General features: G+C 62.5%; 16 protein-coding genes. 7 read left to right on the top strand and 9 right to left on the bottom strand.

All coding sequences use genetic code 11. From position 1 onward, the window contains the following. Positions 1-52: 52 nt before the first annotated feature. Both HHL24_RS06385 and HHL24_RS06380 read right to left on the bottom strand, forming a co-directional pair. Positions 53-1,744, bottom strand: a complete 1,692-nt coding sequence (locus HHL24_RS06385) for an AMP-binding protein (protein ID WP_169484653.1) — start codon at positions 1,742-1,744, stop codon at positions 53-55. A gap of 340 nt (positions 1,745-2,084) precedes the next feature. Then, on the bottom strand, positions 2,085-3,218 hold the full coding sequence (locus HHL24_RS06380; protein WP_169484652.1) for an acyl-CoA dehydrogenase: 1,134 nt from the start codon (positions 3,216-3,218) through the stop codon (positions 2,085-2,087). A gap of 297 nt (positions 3,219-3,515) precedes the next feature. On the opposite strand from HHL24_RS06380, the gene HHL24_RS06375 reads away from it, so the two are divergent. The 5 genes from HHL24_RS06375 (at position 3,516) to HHL24_RS06355 (ending at position 9,271) form a co-directional block, all read left to right on the top strand. Next, a complete protein-coding gene (locus HHL24_RS06375; protein WP_169484651.1) occupies positions 3,516-4,562 on the top strand; it encodes an AraC family transcriptional regulator in 1,047 nt (348 codons plus the stop codon). Between the two features lie 82 nt (positions 4,563-4,644). Further along, a complete protein-coding gene (locus tag HHL24_RS06370) occupies positions 4,645-6,288 on the top strand; it encodes an NfeD family protein (protein ID WP_169484650.1) in 1,644 nt (547 codons plus the stop codon). After that, a complete protein-coding gene (locus HHL24_RS06365; RefSeq protein ID WP_169484649.1) occupies positions 6,285-7,058 on the top strand; it encodes a slipin family protein in 774 nt (257 codons plus the stop codon). Before HHL24_RS06370 ends, HHL24_RS06365 begins: the two co-directional genes overlap by 4 nt. A 139-nt stretch (positions 7,059-7,197) precedes the next feature. Next, positions 7,198-7,455 (top strand): DUF4148 domain-containing protein, encoded by a 258-nt coding sequence (locus tag HHL24_RS06360; protein WP_169484648.1) that lies wholly within the window; start codon positions 7,198-7,200, stop codon positions 7,453-7,455. Positions 7,456-7,969: 514 nt separating this feature from the next. Beyond that, positions 7,970-9,271: an NCS2 family permease gene (locus HHL24_RS06355; protein WP_169484647.1), complete on the top strand. Its 1,302-nt coding sequence runs from the start codon at positions 7,970-7,972 to the stop codon at positions 9,269-9,271. Between the two features lie 441 nt (positions 9,272-9,712). On the opposite strand, the gene HHL24_RS06350 is transcribed toward HHL24_RS06355, so the two are convergent. After that, complete coding sequence (locus HHL24_RS06350; protein WP_169484646.1) at positions 9,713-10,003, bottom strand: DUF1488 family protein; 291 nt, start codon at positions 10,001-10,003, stop codon at positions 9,713-9,715. A 418-nt stretch (positions 10,004-10,421) separates the two neighbouring features. Here HHL24_RS06350 and HHL24_RS06345 point away from each other — a divergent pair, with 418 nt between their 5' ends. After that, positions 10,422-12,410 (top strand): sigma-54-dependent Fis family transcriptional regulator, encoded by a 1,989-nt coding sequence (locus HHL24_RS06345; RefSeq protein ID WP_169484645.1) that lies wholly within the window; start codon positions 10,422-10,424, stop codon positions 12,408-12,410. A gap of 130 nt (positions 12,411-12,540) precedes the next feature. Here HHL24_RS06345 and HHL24_RS06340 read toward each other — a convergent pair whose 3' ends face one another. Beyond that, a complete protein-coding gene (locus HHL24_RS06340; RefSeq protein WP_169484644.1) occupies positions 12,541-14,562 on the bottom strand; it encodes a PIG-L family deacetylase in 2,022 nt (673 codons plus the stop codon). 133 nt (positions 14,563-14,695) lie between these two features. Here HHL24_RS06340 and HHL24_RS06335 point away from each other — a divergent pair, with 133 nt between their 5' ends. Further along, on the top strand, positions 14,696-15,010 hold the full coding sequence (locus HHL24_RS06335; protein WP_169484643.1) for a 2Fe-2S iron-sulfur cluster-binding protein: 315 nt from the start codon (positions 14,696-14,698) through the stop codon (positions 15,008-15,010). Between the two features lie 14 nt (positions 15,011-15,024). Here the strand turns inward: HHL24_RS06335 and HHL24_RS06330 are convergent, their stop codons facing one another. The 5 genes from HHL24_RS06330 to HHL24_RS06310 form a co-directional block, all read right to left on the bottom strand. Beyond that, positions 15,025-15,219 carry a YqaE/Pmp3 family membrane protein gene (locus HHL24_RS06330; RefSeq protein WP_012427516.1) on the bottom strand — a complete coding sequence of 65 codons (195 nt, stop codon included), beginning with the start codon at positions 15,217-15,219 and terminating at the stop codon, positions 15,025-15,027. 80 nt (positions 15,220-15,299) lie between these two features. Further along, positions 15,300-15,494, bottom strand: a complete 195-nt coding sequence (locus HHL24_RS06325) for a DUF1653 domain-containing protein (protein WP_169484642.1) — start codon at positions 15,492-15,494, stop codon at positions 15,300-15,302. Between the two features lie 191 nt (positions 15,495-15,685). Next, on the bottom strand, positions 15,686-17,032 hold the full coding sequence (locus HHL24_RS06320; RefSeq protein ID WP_169484641.1) for a glutamine synthetase family protein: 1,347 nt from the start codon (positions 17,030-17,032) through the stop codon (positions 15,686-15,688). Positions 17,033-17,234: 202 nt separating this feature from the next. Beyond that, entirely contained in the window at positions 17,235-17,792 is a 558-nt protein-coding gene (locus HHL24_RS06315; RefSeq protein WP_169484640.1) for a helix-turn-helix domain-containing protein, read from the bottom strand. 15 nt (positions 17,793-17,807) lie between these two features. Then, complete coding sequence (locus tag HHL24_RS06310) at positions 17,808-19,097, bottom strand: NAD(P)/FAD-dependent oxidoreductase (RefSeq protein ID WP_169484639.1); 1,290 nt, start codon at positions 19,095-19,097, stop codon at positions 17,808-17,810. Between the last annotated feature and the right edge of the window lie 193 nt (positions 19,098-19,290).

The raw sequence follows: 19,290 nt of genomic DNA, 5'->3' as shown, positions 1-19,290 counted from the left end.
CTCCTGTGCAGTGGCCGCGTATCGGCCGGGCAGTGACTGGGAATAAAAATAATCAACGCAGATCCGGGAAGTCCTCTTCCCAATATTCATCCGGCAGACGCGCGGGCTCGGCCTCGCGCTCCATTTCGCGGCGCCGCAATTCGACGCGGCGGATCTTGCCGGAGATGGTTTTCGGCAGCTCGCTGAATTGCAGGCGGCGAATCCGCTTGTACGGTGCGAGCTTTTCGCGCGAGAACGCGAAGACCGCACGTGCGAGTTCGGGACCGGCCTCATAGCCATGACGCACGGTGACGAACGCTTTGGGCACCGACAGGCGCAGCGCGTCGGCACTCGGCACGACGGCTGCTTCGCCGATCGCTTCGTGTTCGATCAGCACGCTTTCGAGTTCGAACGGGCTTAGCCGGTAGTCGGACGATTTGAAAACGTCATCGGCGCGGCCGACGTAGACGTAGTAGCCATCATCACGGCGCAACGCGACGTCGGAGGTGTGGTAGAAACCGTTGCGCATGGCTTGCGCGGTGGCGTTGGCGTTGTTCGCGTAGCCGGTCATCAAACCGAGCGGACGTTCGGCCAAAGGCAGCGAGATTTCCCCTTCGGTAACGGGTTGATCGTCGGCATCGAGAAGCTCAATCTTGTAGCCCGGCAGCGGACGGCCCATCGAACCCGGCACCACCGGTTGCCCCGGCGGGTTGCCGATCTGGCAGGTCGTTTCGGTCTGGCCGAAACCGTCGCGAATCGTGATACCCCACGCATGCTTGACGCGTTCGATGATCTCCGGATTCAGCGGCTCGCCTGCGCCGACGATCTCGCGCAGCTTGACCGGATAGTCGGTGAGATGCTCCTGCACCAGCATGCGCCAGACCGTGGGCGGCGCGCACAGCGTGGTGACGTTGAAACGCACCAGCACGTCGAGCGTGTCTTTCGGCACGAAACGCGGAAAGTTGAAAACGAACACACAGGCCTGCGCATTCCAGGGCGCGTAGAAGCAACTCCACGCGTGCTTGGCCCAGCCCGGCGAGCTGATGTTCCAGTGGATGTCGTTCGGTTGCAAGCCGATCCAGTACATCGTCGACAGATGGCCAACCGGGTAACTCAGGTGGGTATGCTCGACCAGCTTCGGTTTGGACGTCGTGCCTGACGTGAAATACAACAGCAGCGGATCGGTGGCGTGCGTGATGCCTTCCGGCGTGAATTGCGGCGATGCATCATAGGCAGCGGCAAGATCGATCCAGCCGTCGCGCGGCGTGCCGACGGAGATGCGTGTGAGCGGCACGTCGAGTGCATCGAACTTGGCCAGCTCCGCGCTATCGACCACCACGAACTGTGCGCCGCCGATCTGCACACGATCGCGCACGTCGTCGGCGGAAAGCTGGGTGGTGGCCGGCAGCACGATTGCGCCGAGCTTCATGGCCGCGAGCATCACGTCCCACAGTTCGACGCGATTCGGCAGCATCAACAGCAAGCGGTCGCCGCGACCCACGCCAACGCCGCGCAGAAAGTTCGCCATGCGCGACGAGCGCTCCGACATCTGCGCGTAGGAGAGGCGCAAGCCTTCGCTTGCCGGATCGTCGACGATCCATAGCGCCGGGTTGTCATTATCTCGCGCGATCACGTCGAAGTAATCGAGCGCCCAGTTAAACTCGCCTGGCGTCGGCCATACGAATTCGCGGTAGGCGCGGTCGTAGTCGGTGCGATGGCGCAATAACAGGTCGCGCGCTTCGAGAAAGCCCTTCGCTGCAGTCATCGTCGTCTCCTTGTGTCGATCAGAGTTAGTGCTTTAGCGCTTACTCTGATCCCATGCAACGCTGTCGATCAGAGTTAGTGCTTTAGCGCTTACTCTGATCCCATGCAACGCTGTCGATCAGAGTTAGCGCTTTAGCGCTTACTCTGATCCCATGCAACGCTGTCGATCAGAGTTAGCGCTTTAGCGCTTACTCTGATCCCATGCAACGCTGTCGATCAGAGTTAGCGCTTTAGCGCTTACTCTGATCCCATGCTGCGGGCGCGGTATGCGCTCTACTTTTTGCCTCTGCTTTTGCCTGACAGGCAGGCTATTTTGCGCTCAAACGCCGTCTAACCTGCGTTTAAACGTGGCGTGCGATAACCATCCGCTGCACTTCACTGGTTCCTTCGTAAATCTGCGTGATGCGGGCATCGCGATAGTGGCGTTCCACCGCGTAGTCCTCGAGATAGCCGTAGCCGCCGTGAATCTGGATCGCATTCGAGCAGACTTCCTCGGCGAGTTCCGACGCAAACAGCTTGGCCTGCGATGCCTCGGACAAACACGGCTTACCCGCCGTGCGCAGCCGCGCCGCGTGATGCACGAGCAGACGCGCGGCGTTCAGACGGGTCGCCATGTCAGCGAGCATGTTGGCGATGGTCTGGTGGTCCTTCAGCGCCTTGCCGAACTGGATGCGTTCGTTCGCGTAGAGACGCGCGGCATCGAATGCGGCTCGCGCGATACCAACCGCCTGCGCTGCAATACCGATGCGGCCGCCTTCGAGATTCGACAACGCGATGCGCAGGCCTTCGCCCGGTTCGCCGAGCAGATTGGCTTCGGGCACCGCGCAATCATCGAGCGAGATCGGGCACGTGTCCGAGGCGCGAATGCCGAGTTTGTGCTCGGGCTTGCCGACGTTGAAGCCCGGCGTATCGGTCGGCACGATAAAGGCTGACAGGCCACGCTTGCCGCGGTCAGGATCGGTGACGGCAAACACGATCGCGATGTTGGCGCGCGACCCGTTGGTGACGAACTGCTTGTTGCCGTTAAGAATCCATTTGCCGTCGCGTAGCACCGCACGGGTGCGCAGATTGTTCGCCTCGGAGCCGGCTTGCGGCTCGGTCAGGCAGAACGCGCCGATGCGGCGTCCCGTGGCGAGGTCTTGGAGATAGCGGTCCTTTTGCGCGTCCGTGCCGAAGTTCAGGATCGGCCCGCAGCCGACCGAATTGTGCACGCTCATCAGCGTGGCGCAGGCGGCGCAGCCCGCAGCGATCTCTTCGAGCGCGAGCGCATAGGCCACGTAGTCGGTATAGGAGCCGCCCCATTCGGACGGCACGATCATGCCGAGAAAACCCAGCTCGCCCATTTGCGTCACGACTTCCGTCGGCAGCTTCGCGTCGCGATCCCACTGGCCGGCATGCGGCGCGAGGCGCTCAGTGGCGAAATCGCGGGCGGCGTCGCGGATCATCCGCTGTTCGTCGGTGTAGAAGCTGTCCATGGCTCGATCCTGTTATGTGCATCGAGTCGAGGCGGCGAGGCGCGGCCTCGTCATCTGCGACTCATCGCGGGAGGTGGTCAGCCTCGCCGTAGTGTCTCCGGGCGATGCGTCCCGCGATCGGTTCAGGCCAAGTGTAGGGAAGCTGCTGGACAGGTTCGATGCTCAGCCCGATCATTCTGGTTGAGCGCATTTGCCATACCGGTATCATTCAAGGCGGATTCAGGCCACGTTTTCAAAGGCTTAGCGAATCGCCACAAGGAAAATGTTGAGCGCGTTTGCCAGACACTCGTTAAAAATATGAAGAACCTCAAGAACGATAGAGGCACGATTTCCGTCAGTCTGGTCGAGGAGGCCCTGGCGTTGGCACGGGCACGCGGTGTCGAGGCGCTGCCGCTCGCCGAAGCCGCCGGCATCGCGGCAACGATGCTGGCGTCGCCGAAAAGCCGGGTCTCGTCGGCGCAGTACGGCGCGCTGTGGGCCGGCATTGCCCGCGCGCTGGACGACGAATTCTTCGGCCAGGACTCGCACCGTATGAAAAGCGGTAGCTTCATCGCGATGACACAGATGGCGTTGACCGCGCGGAACGGCGCGCAAGCGCTCGCGCGGGCGGTAGGCTTCATGCGGCTCGTGCTGGACGATTTTGGCGCGCAGATCGAAACGGATGCGCAGCGCGTGCGGTTGCGGTATATCGAACGCGAAGGCGCGCGGCCGCCCGCCATGTTCGCTTATGCGACCTACTTCATCGTCGTCTACGGCCTGTTGTGCTGGCTGGTCGGGCGGCGCATTCCGCTGCTCGAGGCGCGCTTTCGCTGCGCCGAGCCGCCTGCCGCGCATGAATACCGATTGATGTTCTGCGACGACATGGCGTTCGATCAGGCCGAGTCGTATGTCGACCTGTCGCCTGCGTTTCTCGACCTGCCGGTGATCCAGACTACCAAGTCGGTCAAACCGTTCCTGCGCGATGCGCCCGGCAGCTTCATCGTCAAGTACCGCAATCCCGGTTCGCTCGCCGCGCGCGTGCGCAAGATGCTGCGCGCGCTGCCGATGGCCAACTGGCCCGCCGCCGACCAGATGGCGCTGCGCCTGCACGTCGCTGAAGCGACGATGCGGCGACGCCTGAAGCAGGAAGGCTATACGTATCAGTCGATCAAGGATGACTTGCGGCGCGACATCGCGATCGGCGAACTGCAGGACACCGATCGCACGATCGCCGACATCGCCACCGCCGTGGGTTTTGCCGAGCCGAGCGCGTTTCATCGCGCGTTTCGCAAATGGACCGGCATGCGGCCGACCGATTACCGGCCGGCGCGTGCGGATTTCACGCGTCGCACGGAATCGGACTAAGCTGTAAGGAGCAGGCCACCCTTCTTGGGGTATCGGCCCGCGCCGGTCGATACCCATCGGCATGGCGCGGTAGCCATCAGCGATGAGCACGTATCCGCGTCTCCCGTTCCGGCAGTCTGGTCCGCGCCCTGCGCTTACCCGTGGCCCAGGCGTGGGCTGGTTGATGCGCGGCATGACCGCGTTTGGCGTGCTTTTGGCATTTGGATTCGCGTTGTGCGAAAACGCACCGCGGGGTTGGGTCGCCGAGGCCGCCGTCGCACCGAATAGCGTTATCGTGATTCCGGTGAACGGCGCGATCAGTCCGGCCAGCGCTGACTTCATCGTGCGCAGCCTGCAGCGCGCCGCCGACGATCGCGCACAACTCGCCGTGCTGCAACTCGATACGCCCGGTGGGCTGGATACGTCGATGCGGCAGATCATCAAGGCGATTCTCGGCTCGCCGGTGCCGGTCGCCACCTTTATCGCCCCGAGTGGCGCGCGAGCGGCGAGCGCCGGCACCTATATCGTCTACGCCAGCCATATTGCGGCGATGGCGCCGGGCACCAATCTCGGCGCGGCGACGCCGATCCAGATGGGCATCGGCGGTGCGGAGCCGCCCGCGGGCGGCGGCGGTATGCCGGGACTGCCGGGCACGGGAGGCGGCGCTGGCGCCCAAAAGAACGAGCCCGCCGTGCCTGCCTCAGCCGGTTCGGTGAACTCGGCCAGCTCGACCAGCTCAGCCAACTCGTCCGTCCCCGCGAGCGCGCCCAGCGCCGCCCTTCCCCTCGACAGCCAATCAACCGAACTGCGCAAGCAGGTCCACGACGCGGCCGCCTACATCCGCGGCCTCGCGCAAATGCGCGGCCGCAACGCCGACTGGGCCGAGCGCGCGGTGCGCGAGGCCGTCAGCCTCTCAGCCAGCGAAGCGCTCGCGCAGCACGTGGTCGATCTGAACGCGCGCGACATTCCCGACCTGTTGCGCCAGCTGGACGGCCGCACGATCAGCACGAGCCGAGGCGACGTCAAGCTCAGCACCGCCAATGCACCGGTCGTCACGCTCGAAGCCGATTGGCGCAGCCAGTTCCTCGCGGTCATCACCGATCCGAACGTCGCGCTGGTTCTGCTGATGATCGGCATGTACGGCCTGTTCTTCGAGTTCGCCAATCCGGGGTTCGTGCTGCCGGGCGTAGTCGGCGCCATCAGCCTGCTGATGGGGCTCTTCGCGATGCAGATGCTGCCGGTCAATTACGTCGGGCTCGGCCTGATCTTTCTCGGCATTGCGTTCCTGATCGGCGAGGCGTTTCTGCCGACCTTCGGCTCGCTCGGTTTCGGCGGTGTGGTCGCGTTCGTGATCGGCGCGCTGATGCTGATCGATACCGACGTGCCCGGCTACGGCATTCCGCTGCCCCTGATCGCGGCCGTGGTCGTGTTCAGCGTCGCGTTCATATTCGGGGTGTCGAGGCTGGCCTTGCGGGCCCGACGCCGGCCCGTGGTAACCGGCTCGGAAGGGCTGATCGGCAGTCTCGGCGTCGTGCTCGACGGTGGCCTGTCGCCGGACGGTGGCCTGCTGCCAGGGGACGCAGCGGGCGGCACGCTGGCCGGCTGGGCGCAGGTGCATGGTGAACGCTGGCGGGTGTCCAGCACGGCCCCGGTCGCGGCCGGTCACGCGGTGCGCGTCACTGCGCGGCGCGGACTGACGCTGACCGTGGTGCCCGCGGAAGCACTAAAACAAGGAGAACGCTCATGATCGGTTTCACATTCGGCTTCAGCAGCATTCTGATTCTGCTGGTGGCCGCACTGATTGCCTCATCGATACGGATTTTTCGCGAATACGAGCGCGGCGTGGTGTTCATGCTGGGGCGCTTCTGGAAGGTCAAGGGGCCTGGTCTCGTCCTGATCATCCCGATCGTGCAGCAGGCCGTGCGGATGGATTTGCGCACAGTCGTGTTCGACGTGCCGCCGCAAGACGTGATTACGCGCGACAACGTTTCGGTGAAGGTCAACGCGGTGGTGTATTTCCGTGTCGTCGATCCGGAGAAAGCGGTGATACAGGTGGCGCGTTATTTCGATGCGACCAGCCAGTTGTCGCAAACCACGTTGCGCTCGGTGCTCGGCAAGCACGAACTCGACGAACTGCTCGCCGACCGCGAGCAACTGAACGCCGATATCCAGAAAGTACTCGATTCACAGACCGACGCGTGGGGCATCAAGGTGTCGATCGTCGAGATCAAGCACGTTGACATCAACGAAACGATGATCCGGGCGATTGCGCGCCAGGCCGAGGCCGAGCGCGAACGGCGCGCCAAGGTGATTCACGCGGAAGGCGAATTGCAGGCCTCGCAGCATCTGCTGGAAGCGGCCCAGACGCTCTCGAAGCAGCCGCAGGCGATGCAGTTGCGCTACCTGCAAACGCTCACGACGATTGCCGCCGACAAAAACTCAACGATCGTATTTCCGCTGCCGATCGATCTGTTGAGCGCGGTGCTGGATCGGATCAGCAAGCCGTCGGCCTCCTGATCCGAGGGTCGCGCGGGTTCAACTGGGGCCACTTTGGATCGCTGGATGAAACAGTGCATTACCTTCAATCGACTTACTCCAAATGCTTACGAAAATTAACATGGAGGAGTCGTTTTTAACCGCTCCATAGGAGCTCATCATGAAAGTCGCTTCTTTAGTTGGACTCGGCGCGCTGTTAGCCGCCGTGAGTATGAGCACCGCGTTTGCGCAGAGCGCGCGGCCTTACGACCCGTCGGCACCGCTAACGCGTGCCCAGGTGAAAGCCGATCTGGCCGATTGGCGCGCTGCCGGCTACGATCCGCTCGACTGGATCGACTATCCGGAAAACGCGCAACGCGCGGGCCGCATCGTCGCCGCACGACGGGCGCAGCAGATGGGTGGCAGCATGGGGCAGTAATCAGTCTCGCCCTCGCCTTGAAGCGGCATGCAGGCCGCCTGCGACTGCAACGGTCGCGGGCGACGTGGGCCTCGCATGCCTTATACCTGCGCATCTCCGCGCATTAACCGCCGGCCTCTCCCGCCGCCTGCCCCTTTTTTCCACCTGTATTGTCTGCCCGCCTTTTCGAGGCTAGGCTCTGCCCGAATCTGTTCAATCCAGGCTGCGCCGCGAGGCTCCGCCTTGCCCCGCCTCCCCGAAAGTCCACCGTTTGCCCCACCGTTTGCCGCCGCAACATCGCAAATTCGCTTGCCGCTCCGCCCCGCGCGCTGGCAAGGTATCATCTCGCCCCTTCGGCTAAGCCCGCAGTCACACAATCCGGTTCGCCGCCGCCAATCATGATTACAATCCGCCCGTAGGCTTGGGCGCATGGCGCATCGGTGCCGCGTCGGACGGCACACTCGCCCGTTTATTTGCTGCGCATAGCCCGTATCAACCACAAGAAGCGCTTTTTGAACAACGAGAGACCCGCCTCATGGACTCCATAAAACGATACTTCGGCTTCGAAGCCGCCGGCACCAACCTGCGCACGGAAGTGCTCGCTGGGCTGACCACCTTCCTGACGATGGCCTACATCATCTTCGTCAACCCCGCGATTCTCGGCGACGCCGGCATGCCGAAGGACGCAGTGTTTGTCGCGACCTGCATCGTGGCCGCGCTGGCCTCGCTGATCATGGGTCTCTACGCGAACTATCCGATCGCGCTCGCGCCCGGCATGGGCCTGAACGCGTACTTCGCGTACACCGTCGTGAAGGGCATGGGCTTCACGTGGCAAGCCGCGCTCGGCGCGGTGTTCATCTCCGGTTGCCTGTTCCTGATCGTCACGCTGTTTCGCGTGCGTGAGGTGATCGTCAACGGCATTCCACATTCGATACGTATTGCCATCACCGGCGGTATCGGGCTGTTTCTCGCGATCATTTCGCTGAAGTCAGCCGGTGTGGTGGTCGGCAATCCGGCCACGCTCGTCACGCTCGGCGATCTGCACAATCCGCATGTGATTCTCGCGGTAATCGGCTTCTTCGCGATCGTCACGCTCGACTATCTGCGGGTGCGCGGCGCGATCCTGATCGGCATTGTCGGCGTGACCGTGCTGAGCTTTTTCTTCGGTGGCAATCAGTTCCACGGCATCGTCTCCGCGCCGCCGTCGATTGCACCGACGCTGTTCCAGCTCGACATTCGCGGCGCGCTCTCCGGCGGCGTGCTGAACGTGATTCTGGTGTTCTTCCTCGTCGAACTGTTCGATGCGACCGGCACGCTGATGGGCGTGGCCAATCGCGCCGGGCTGCTGGTCGAAGGCAAGATGTTTCGACTGAACCGCGCTCTGCTCGCTGACAGCACCGCGATTCTGGCCGGCTCGATGCTGGGCACGTCGTCGACCACGGCGTATATCGAAAGCGCGTCGGGCGTGCAGGCCGGCGGCCGCACGGGTGTGACCGCGATCACCGTCGCCGTGCTGTTCCTCGCAGCGCTGTTTTTCGCGCCGCTGGCGGGCGTGGTGCCCGGCTACGCGACGGCGCCGGCCCTGCTGTACGTGTCGTGCCTGATGCTGCGCGAAATGCTCGACCTGCCGTGGGACGACGCCACCGAAGTCGTGCCGGCCGCGCTCACCGCCCTGCTGATGCCGTTCACCTACTCGATCGCCAATGGCGTCGCATTCGGTTTCATCTCGTATGCCGGCCTGAAATTGCTGACCGGGCAGGCGCGCAAAGTGAAACTGGTGGTGTGGATCATCGCGGCGATTTTCCTGTTCCGGTATTTCTACCTCGGCAGCGAATAAGAGCGCGCCGGCTCCTGACGCGAAACACGGAACTAGATGTGACGCGGCGCGGCGGTGTGCAATGCAACACCGCACAACGCATCGCTACCTGAGTGAAAGCAGCGCGGCATCGTCGCGGTGTTTGGCCACGGTTCGGTCTGGATCGACAATCGTTTTGTTGAGTTAGTTGTTGAAGGCGCCCGTTCTGGTCGGGCACCCTTTATCAATCCGATGATTGATAAAAACCAACGAACGGGTCACAGGAACATACAGCGGCGCGTACTGAACCGAACGGCGCGAGTGGCCGCGGCCCGTTGAGAACCTGTTGTCGTGCGAACGCCGCGCCTGGGTTTGCGTCTCGTGTTGCTCTTGCGCGGCTTGTTCTGATTTTTTGCCCTGCCTGCTCGCTGGGCTTATTTTGGGGTCCATTTTCGGGTGGACACCCAGCAGGCGCAAAATCGCTCAGTTGCGCCAGTTCGCTTCGTAGAAACGCACGTAGCCGCTTCTCAGCACCAGACATTGCGCCCGCGTTTCCGATAGCAGACGTCGCGTTGCTGCTTCGATCCGCGCCCGGTGCGCGTCGAATGCGCCGACCATGTCCTCCAGACGCGGCGAGGCGGCGCCGAAGTGATCTTCCAGCGCCTCAGCCGTGATCATGCACTCCACCCTTTCCCCATCAACCATTGCCGGGAACGCCAAGGTAAGTTCGCGACCTGAATATTCAGGAGTTTCGTTCGGAAATAGGATCTGCATGGGTATTCACCTAAAAGGTTGGGTGCTGCGCATGGGTCGATTGGTACTGCGCACGCTGGTTGAGTCTGGTCGCACTTGCAGCGCTTTTCCTCCTTGTCGGATCCTGTTGGTGCGGGTCCGTCACTCTGCGGTTGCGACAGCGTTGTACTTCGCGCCCCGCGGAGGTGATTGGATTCACTGTAGACGAGTTCGGGCGCTGCGCAAGTTTTCCTTTTTGTTTGCTTGATTTTGGTGCTTGACGTGGTGTTTTGAGGCGCAGATTTTCTACCGCGCGATCCGGTTTTTCCCTGCCGCGCGGCTTTCGCCTACGTTCTGTTTCGTCCTGTAATATCGGTGTTCAGCCGCGGATGCGTATGTTGCACTGCGCAATGCAACGGCGGGCAACGCACCCGCCGTGTCCGACAACCGGAGACATGCTTTGATCCATCGTCCTGCCACGCCGCCCACCATTGGTCGACCAGATGTCATCGCGCAAGCTCATGCCCGCTCGCTCGAAGTCGGCCTGCGTGCGTCGGAAACGCCGGACTTTCAGCCGCTGCGCCGCCCCGCGCTGCGTGAGCTTGTCGATCGCAATCAGTCGCTCTATACGCACGCGCTGCCCGTCATGGAGACGCTGCACGCGCAGATCGTCGACACGCAAAGCATGGTGCTGCTCACCGACAATCACGGCGTGATTCTCCACAGTCTCGGCGACAGCGACTTCGTCGAAAAAGCCAATCGTGTCGCGTTGTGCCCGGGCGTGTCATGGGCCGAAGCGGATCGTGGTACGAACGCGATCGGCACCGCCCTGATCGACGGGCAGCCGACCGTCGTGCACGCCGGCGAGCACTTCCTGCACGCGAACCGGATCCTGACCTGTTCGTGCGCGCCGATCGCGGATCCGTTCGGGCGCACCATCGGCGCGCTCGATGTCAGCGGCGACACGCGCGGCTTCCACAAACACACGCTCGCGCTCGTGCGGATGTCAGCGCAGATGATCGAAAATCATCTGTTCTCCAATCAATTCGTCGACGCCATTCGCGTCCACTTTCACGCGCGCGCGGAATTCATCGGCACGCTCTACGAAGGACTCGCCGCGTTTGCGCCGGACGGCACGTTCCTGTCCGCGAATCGCAGCGCGCTGTTTCAATTCGGGCAGCCGCTCGCCGACCTGCAAAGGCAAACCTTCGATGCGCTGTTCGGTATCGCATTCGCCCGGCTGCTGCAACAGATCGCCCGCGCACCAGGCGAAAACATCGTGCTGACGTTGCCGAGCGGCGTGCGCGTGGTCGCACGCGGTGAGTTTGCGGTGCCGCGCTATGTGGCTACGGCAGAAGCCTTGCCCGACGCGGCGCGTACGGCCACTTCCAACGGCACGCGCACTGCGGCTCGGCCCTGCGAAGCTGCGCAACTCGCCACACTCGAAACGCTCGATACAGGCGACGCGCACGTCTCCGCGATCCTGCGAAGAGTCGCCAAGCTGCGCGGACGCGATATCCCCATTCTCGTACTCGGCAAAACCGGCACCGGCAAGGAATGGCTCGCCCGCGCGATCCATCACGATTCGCCGCGGCGAGCCGCGCCCTTCGTCGCGCTGAATTGCGCATCGTTGCCCGATACGCTAATCGAGGCAGAGTTGTTCGGCTACGAGGACGGCGCGTTCACCGGCGCAAAAAAACGCGGCAGCGTCGGCAAGATCGTGCAGGCCGACGGCGGCACGCTTTTTCTCGACGAAATCGGCGATATGCCGCTCGCCCAGCAAGTGCGCCTGATGCGCGTGCTGCAGGAGCGTACCGTCGTGCCGCTCGGTGGCACGCGGGCGATTCCGGTCGATCTGCGCATCGTCTGCGCGACCCACCGCAATCTGCGCGCGATGATCGAAGCCGGCACCTTCCGCGAAGACCTGTATTACCGGATCAACGGCCTCGTCGTCACCTTGCCGGCGCTGCGCGAGCGTAGCGATCTGGCGGTGCTCGTCGAGCGCATGCTCGCATTGCAGCCGGACGGCGAGCGTTTGCCGCGTCGTGTGTCCGATGAGGTGCTGGAACGGTTCGCGCAATGCCGCTGGCCCGGCAATCTGCGGCAATTGGCTAACGTGCTGCGCACCGCAGGCATCATGGCCGAAGGCGCGGAGCAGATCGAACTCGAGGATTTGCCGGAGGACTTTCTGCAGGATTGCGAAGCGGTTCCTGATCGGCAAGCGCCTGTTGGCACAAACTCGAAGCCGGCCAGTTACGCGGAGAGCCGCCAGGCTGCGGCGGTTGCAAGCGACCCCGCTGCGCTGCCCGGCCGTATGGACGAGTGGCAATCGGTCCTGATCGAGCAAACGCTGGCGCGTCATACCGGGAATGTGTCCGCGGCAGCGCGAGAGTTGGGCCTGGCGCGCAATACGGTGTATCGCTATCTACGCCAGAGGCAAGGCCGTTGAGCGTTCATGCGTGAAATGCAAGGACACTGAGACTGCCGGGATCGGCAGTCTCAGTGTCCTTGCAGTATAGCTAGCCAGGATGCGGCGGGTTACCGCGCAGCACGATGCGCGACGCGCGCGGCGGCCCGTATTAAAGCGCACCCAGTGCCGACCACACGCCATCCTTGAACCTCGAGGCCAACACCGATTCATCGTTCTCGCTGCGCACGACGAGCATTGGCTCGGCGCCATCACCACTGACGAATTGCGGAGCGCCGTCCACAGGGCCCAGGTCGGTGGACACGCCGTCCTTCCAAACACAGAGATTGGGATAGGCGACTCGGGCATTGCCGATAGCATAGAAATATTTATCAGCTCCACAGTTTCCCGCCATGATCACCTTGTCGTTCCTGATTGCAGCGGTCGCATTGACCCAGTTCTCCTTAACGCCAAGCCCCGATTTGACCCAGGTTGTACTCTCCGACAACGCGCCCGGCGACGACTGCCGATAAACCGTAAAGTCGCCGACGCCCCGCCCCCCGAATCTGCCATCTGTCTCTTTGGTGATGACGATCACACTGCCGTTTGCCCCGTTCAACATGATGGGGTCCATGTACGTCGCGGCCCAGGGGAAATTCACCTTCCGGAACGTCGATTGCCCGGGCAGCACCTGCGACTGGATCACGACCGGACCGTACGACGGTTCCTCCCGCACCGCAACGGCTAGCGCGCCCGACGCATCTTTCACAACGACCACGTCGCCCACTCCTTTAAGACCCGTGGGTTGCCAGGGCCCCCAGGCACCGCCAACGCTGGTTTCCGCGCGATAGAGCACACTGGAGTCGACCGCCCGGGCTACAACGGCAGAACGGCCATCGTGGTTGGCAATGGCCCGTGGCGAAGACACGATCACGCTGTCCTGCCAGGTGATCGCCGGCAGCCACTCGCCGGCTGCGTTGGTCGCCAGATGGACAAGATCGTGTTGCGCCGTGCGCGCGAAGACAGATACCCGAGCGTCCTGACCGATCAGGACCGCCGGAACGCTCGCAAACCGTCCCTCGACTGGCACGCGCCTGCGTGATGCCGTATCACGCACATGCAGTTTGTTGTCCTTGTTGCCTACGTAGGCAATGATCGGGCCGCCTTTACCTTCCGGGGTGCCCACCGGCGCAATCTGCGAGCGGGCCTGGTCCCCATTGCGCACAAGGACGTACTGTGATTGAAGCCATTTGGCTTGCGCGTCGGCGGGCCAGACACACGTGGGGGACGCCGCAGCCGACGCGCGGGCGCAAGTGTATTTGCTGTCATACGTGCCATACCATGCTGCCACGCGAGTTTTCGCATCGGACTCCGCCGGCGTCAGATTTGCAGGCCTTACGGCGCCTGGATCACCCGTATAGAACTGAACCGTACGGCGGCTTTCAAGAATTTCACTCCCCCTGATTGCCATTTTTGCGCCTGAAGGGTGATCCGGATGATCGTGGTTCTCACCACATGCGCGACACAACCTGTCAACTGGAGTGGTAATAGACGGATCCTGCAGATAGATGAGGTCTGGGTCGTAGTCAAATGCCAGGTTCGCGATCATCCTCGCAAGACCACCGCTCGTATAGCGCTCGGCGCTGCTCCCAGCCGCATCGGCGGGTGGAGGGCCGTCCGGATAAGCAGGCGCAGCGTATTGCAAGTCCGCTACCATGTGACTCAGTGGCGTGTGAGAGCCCCAGCCAGCGCCCTCCCAAGGGTCGTCAATGCCGAGGTGGATATGCGTCACGCGACCGCTGGGGTCGGTATAGCGAACCGGCTTTCGCGACAACAGGTCCAGTCGGTCACGGGTCCATGGGACAGCATCCGGAGCATGCGCGCCCAGCATGGACGACCACGCGGTCATCGCACCGAGGTCGCGCTTCGCTGAGTATTCCCAGGTATCGGAGGCAATCTTTCCGTTCGTCAGATACACAATCTGCACGCAAGCGCCCCGCGCAATGTCGCGCTGCAAATCGGTTTGCATGAAAAACAGATCGTCGTCCTGATGCGCGACAAATGCCTGAACCTTGTATGTGCATGCTGGCGTGACCGGGGTACTTGCCACCGCCTCGCGACATAAAGCAGTACCAACTATTAATGCGATCAATGTGTAGCGCATAGCCGACCTCACTTTGTGGAAGGAAGTCAAAAGCTAACATCGCCCACGATTAATTACATATGCCTTACTGTCGCAGGCCATCGGTTAAGATCACGTCTGCTGCGGCCCTGTACAGTCGAAGTCCGACCTTTCGCCCATTCGCATCGCATTCATTCATTCATTCATGATTGACAGTCCACGCCCTTTTTCCGTTCGCGTCGAGCCGCTCGGTCAAAGCTTCGAAGCGCCCGATTCGCTCACGATCCTCGAAGCCGCCGGCTTTGCGAATCTGCGTCTGCCGCGCTCGTGCCGCAACGGTACGTGCCGGACCTGCATGTGCAAAATGACGGCGGGACGCGTGCGCTACACAATCGAATGGCCGGGTTTGAGTCGCGAAGAAAGAGCCGAGGGCTACATCCTGCCGTGCGTGGCGATCGCGGAAACCGACGTGGTGCTCGAAGCGCCGGATGCGGTTGAATTACAACCGCACGGCAAATGACATTGCATCCGGCTTTAACGGCCGCTGCCCATCGCGCGGGCGATTTTCTTGTCGGTGTTGTACTGGCTCAACGCATACACCGACCAGATCGCGGCCGGAATCCAGCCGATCAGCGTGATCTGCAAGATCAGGCAGATGATGCCGGCAAACGGCCGGCCAATCGTGAAGAACTGAAACCACGGCAGAATGATGGCAAGCAATAAACGCATTCAGATTTCCTGTTTGTATTGAACTGACGGCACGCGTCCTTCGGGTGCGATCGCGCTGGCGATCGCCTGAACGAGCCCGCCTAGTTGATCGGCGCGAAGCGCGGCACCTCGGCGCCGTCGACTTCGACCAACTCGAAAAACACCGCAGCTGGACGCGTCCAGATCGTACCATTGCCGGCTTTGTAGACGATCATTGTGACCGTTGGATCGGACTCCAGCGTGGCCTCGCAAACCAGCTCGTAAATACCGCCTTTGTAGTGTCGATAACGCACCATTCAACTGCTCCTGTTCCGGTCAACGGCATTCTTGGAAACGGACCGACGTCCTCCGAAACGGAGCACGTGGTTTTGTCGCGACCGTTATTTTAAACCGTTGCCGGCACGTGAAAGATCCCTAATGCAGGCTTGCGCGGTTGCGATCGACAATCGCGGTGCATGCCGGCCCGAGCGGTGAAACACGTCAGCGTTCAAAGGAACCAGCGGTATTCCCGCGCGTTCACCTCGTTCATGAAATCCAGATGGTCCTGCCGTTTGTTCTCGCAGTAGACCATGACGAACTCTTCGCCCATTCCCTCGCGCACCACCGGATGATTCTGCATCGCGGCGACGGCGGTGAGCATGTCTTTCGGAAAATCGATCCCGCTCGCGCGGTCCTCGTTGAGCGGCGCGATGGGCTCGCGACCGGCGGCCAGCCCGTGTTCCATGCCAGTGAGGATAGCGGCCAGCACAAGGTACGGGTTCGCATCGGCGCCCGCCACACGATGTTCAATGCGCAGGTTGCGATCATCCGATTCGGGAATGCGAATGCAGGCGTCGCGGTCTTCGAAGCCCCAACTGCCACGGCTGGCGGCGTTCGCTTTCCAGCCATAGCGGCGAAACGCGTTGTGATTGGCCGCGAAGACCGGCATGCAATGCGGCAGCAGCGCAAGGCACCCGGCCACCGCGTGGCGCAACGGCCGCTGGCCGTCTGCAGCCAGCAGGTTGTTGCCAGCCTCACCATAGAGACTCACGTGCACGTGCATGCCGCTGCCCGGCGCATGCAGATAAGGCTTGCTCATGAAGCTGGCGCGGTAGCCGTGTTTCATCGCCACGCCGCGCGTGCTGCGGCAGAACAAGGCGGCCCAGTCCGCCGCGCGCAGACCGTCGTCGTTGTGGCCAAAGTTGATCTCGAACTGCCCCGGTCCCAGTTCAGCCGTGATCACCGTGGCCTCCACGCCCTGCTCGCGCGTGGCTTCGACCATCTCGCCGAGCACGCCGGAGAACCGCGATAGCCGCTCGATATGCATGTTCGGCTGGTCGTCCCTGTCGCCGCAGAATGGGTCGCGTGGAAACTGCGGCAGACCGTCCGCGAGTCCGGCGTCGAACAGGTAGAACTCCAGTTCGAAGGCCACGACCGGGCGGATGCCGCGCCGCTCGAAGCGTTTCAGCACGCGCGCCAGTACCTCGCGCGGTTCGAACTCGATCGGCGCCTCGGTGCCGTCCGAGCTGATCAGCATCTGCCCCAACGGCTGACTTTCCCAGCGCACCGGCTTGAGCGTGCCGGCGATCAGGCGGCGCACAGCATCCGGGTCGCCGTCGTTGAAGCAATAGTCGCCGATCGGGTACAGCCCGCCCTGCGCCCCTAGCAGGATGCAGTTCTGCGGCAGTTTCAGGAGACTGCCGGCCGCGACTTTCTCCAGCATGTCCACGGGATATCGCTTGCCATAGAAGTGTCCGGGAATATCCAGGCAAATGAGGTCGACGTAACGCACCTCGGGATAGGCCGCGCGGAAGGCCCTCACTTCGCTAGGCAGGTCGGCGCTGGGGGAAGTCATGGTGTTGTCCTTCTCACGCAAGAGGTGATGATTGAGATTAAATTCAAAGTTGCCATGGGCCGGGGCAGGCAATCCGATGGCATGAGGCGATATGGCATCCACGACAGCCGTTTATCACATTCATTTACGGCGCCATTAGTTAGCGATCCGAATTTTTCGTTCCGCGCCGCGTTCCCTGCTGTATTCGGGTTCGGCTGGAACGCTAGGTGAACACCCAAAGCACCCGCGTCGGTTGATCGGAGAGGTTGGCGTAGCGGAAGCGGGCGTGCGCCGGCACCTGGAAGCCGTCGTTAGGGCCAAGGGTCACCGGCTGCGCCTCGTCGTCCAGCCAGATGGTCAACTCGCCTTCGAGGACGAAGCCGCCCTGCTCGTCGCTGTCGTTCAAAGGTCTATCGCCACTGCTGGCGCCGGGAGCCAGGTGGCTTTCCAGCATCGAAAAGCCTGCCGACATGTTCGGCGACACCAACACGTCGGTCACGCCCTCGGCGTAATAGAGGGTGCGGCGTTCATCCGGCCGGGTCACCCAAGGCAGCGCGCGTGGCTTGCTCAGGTTATAAAAATACGTGGTGGGCACGCCCAGCGCTTCACCGATGGCGGTCAGATCGCCCACGGTCGGACGCGAGAGGCCGCGCTCGATCTGCGAGAGGAAACCCACCGAGCGGCCGATCTTTTCCGCCAATGCGCCCAACGTCACTTTCTTATGCTTGCGCAGGTCCCGAATCAGTATCGCGAGACCTTCAATTTCTTCCTGCTTGTTCATCTTCCGCCCCTTCTCTCAGACTCTGTCGCGCAGACGATACCAGGTCTTGCCCATGACCTCCAGCGGCGCCGCCAGCAACGCGCCGCCGGGAAACGGCGGATTGTCGATGGACTGATACACGCTCAGCAATTCGTCGTCGCCGAGGATCGCGTCGGCGACGGCCCGGGCGGCGGCCAGCGTGGGAAGCACGCCGTGCCCCGAGTAGCCTTGCAGCCAGTAGCGCTCGCCTTGCCGGCCGATATCGGGCGTGCGTTTCATGCTGATATCGATATGCCCGCCCCAGGCAAACTCCAGTTCCACCCCGCGCAGTTGCGGGAACGCCCGCTCCAGGTAGGGCCGGGTGGCGGCCGCAATATCCTTTGGAATACCGCCCGCATAGGTGCAGCCGCCGCCGAACAGCAGACGGTTGTCAGGGCTGAGGCGGAAGTAGTCGGGAACGAACTGGTTGTCGATCACGCAACTGTTGCGCGGCAACAGCGAACGGGCCACGTCCGGCTGCAACGGCGAGGTGGCCACCTGATATGTGCCGACCGGCAGCATGCGCCTGGAAAGTTTTCGGTCGAGGCGGTCGATATATGCGTTGCAGGCGAGCACTAACGCGTCCGCACGCACCTTCCCCTTGTCGGTACGCGCCACAAAACCGTCGGGCGTTTCGCGGTAGTCCAGCACCTGGCTCTGCTCGAAGATCCGTCCGCCGGCCTGTTCAATCGCCGCCGCCATGCCTTGGGCCAGCTTCAACGGATTCAGGTGGCCCGCCTCGGGATCGTAGAGCGCCGCATGATAGCGCTCGCTTGCAATCCACTCAGGCATCTCCTCGCGGGGAATGAACCGCATCCGGTCGTAGCCCCACTTTTCCTCGGCCTCCCGCTGGGCCTGCTGCAGCAGAGCAACGCGGCGCGGCAGCACCGCCGCCCACAGACTGCCGGCGCGGTAGTCAGCATCAAAGCCATGCCGCTGTGGCAGCTCACGTATCTCCGCTGCGGCCCAGCGCATGCTGTCCCATAGCTGGCGGGTCCGCTCCAGCCCCAACGCTGCCTCCAGCGGCGGCATATCGCAGGACCAGCCGAGCAGTGCCTGGCCGCCATTGCGCCCGGACGCCGCCCAGGCCACCCGGCTGGCCTCGAGCAAGGTGACGCGCTTGCCTGCGAGAGCGAGCCGCAGCGCTGTGTGCAAGCCGCTGAAACCCCCGCCGACGATTAACACGTCGGTGTCCAAGCGCTCTTCCAAAGTCGGGCGCAGTGGAATCTGGCCTGGATAGGTGCGCGCGTAATAGCTCGCGACATGCTCGGCGGACTGATGGAACATCGGCGCTGCTCCGTGAAAAATTCAATCATTAATTTCATGAAAAAATAACATCTATTTTTCACGAAAGCAAGCAAGAGCTAAAAGCGCCTTCGCGTCGACCGATACGGGACGACGATGACGCGCATAACGCGGTGTAGATTTCAGTATTCCGGTTCGTTGTAGATGTAAGAGCCGCACATCGATCCGCATTCGA

This window comes from Paraburkholderia polaris (genome assembly GCF_012927345.1).
GTDB lineage: Bacteria > Pseudomonadota > Gammaproteobacteria > Burkholderiales > Burkholderiaceae > Paraburkholderia > Paraburkholderia polaris.
Note: the sequence above shows the minus strand (reverse complement) of the source record. Positions and strands in the feature narration are given on the sequence as shown.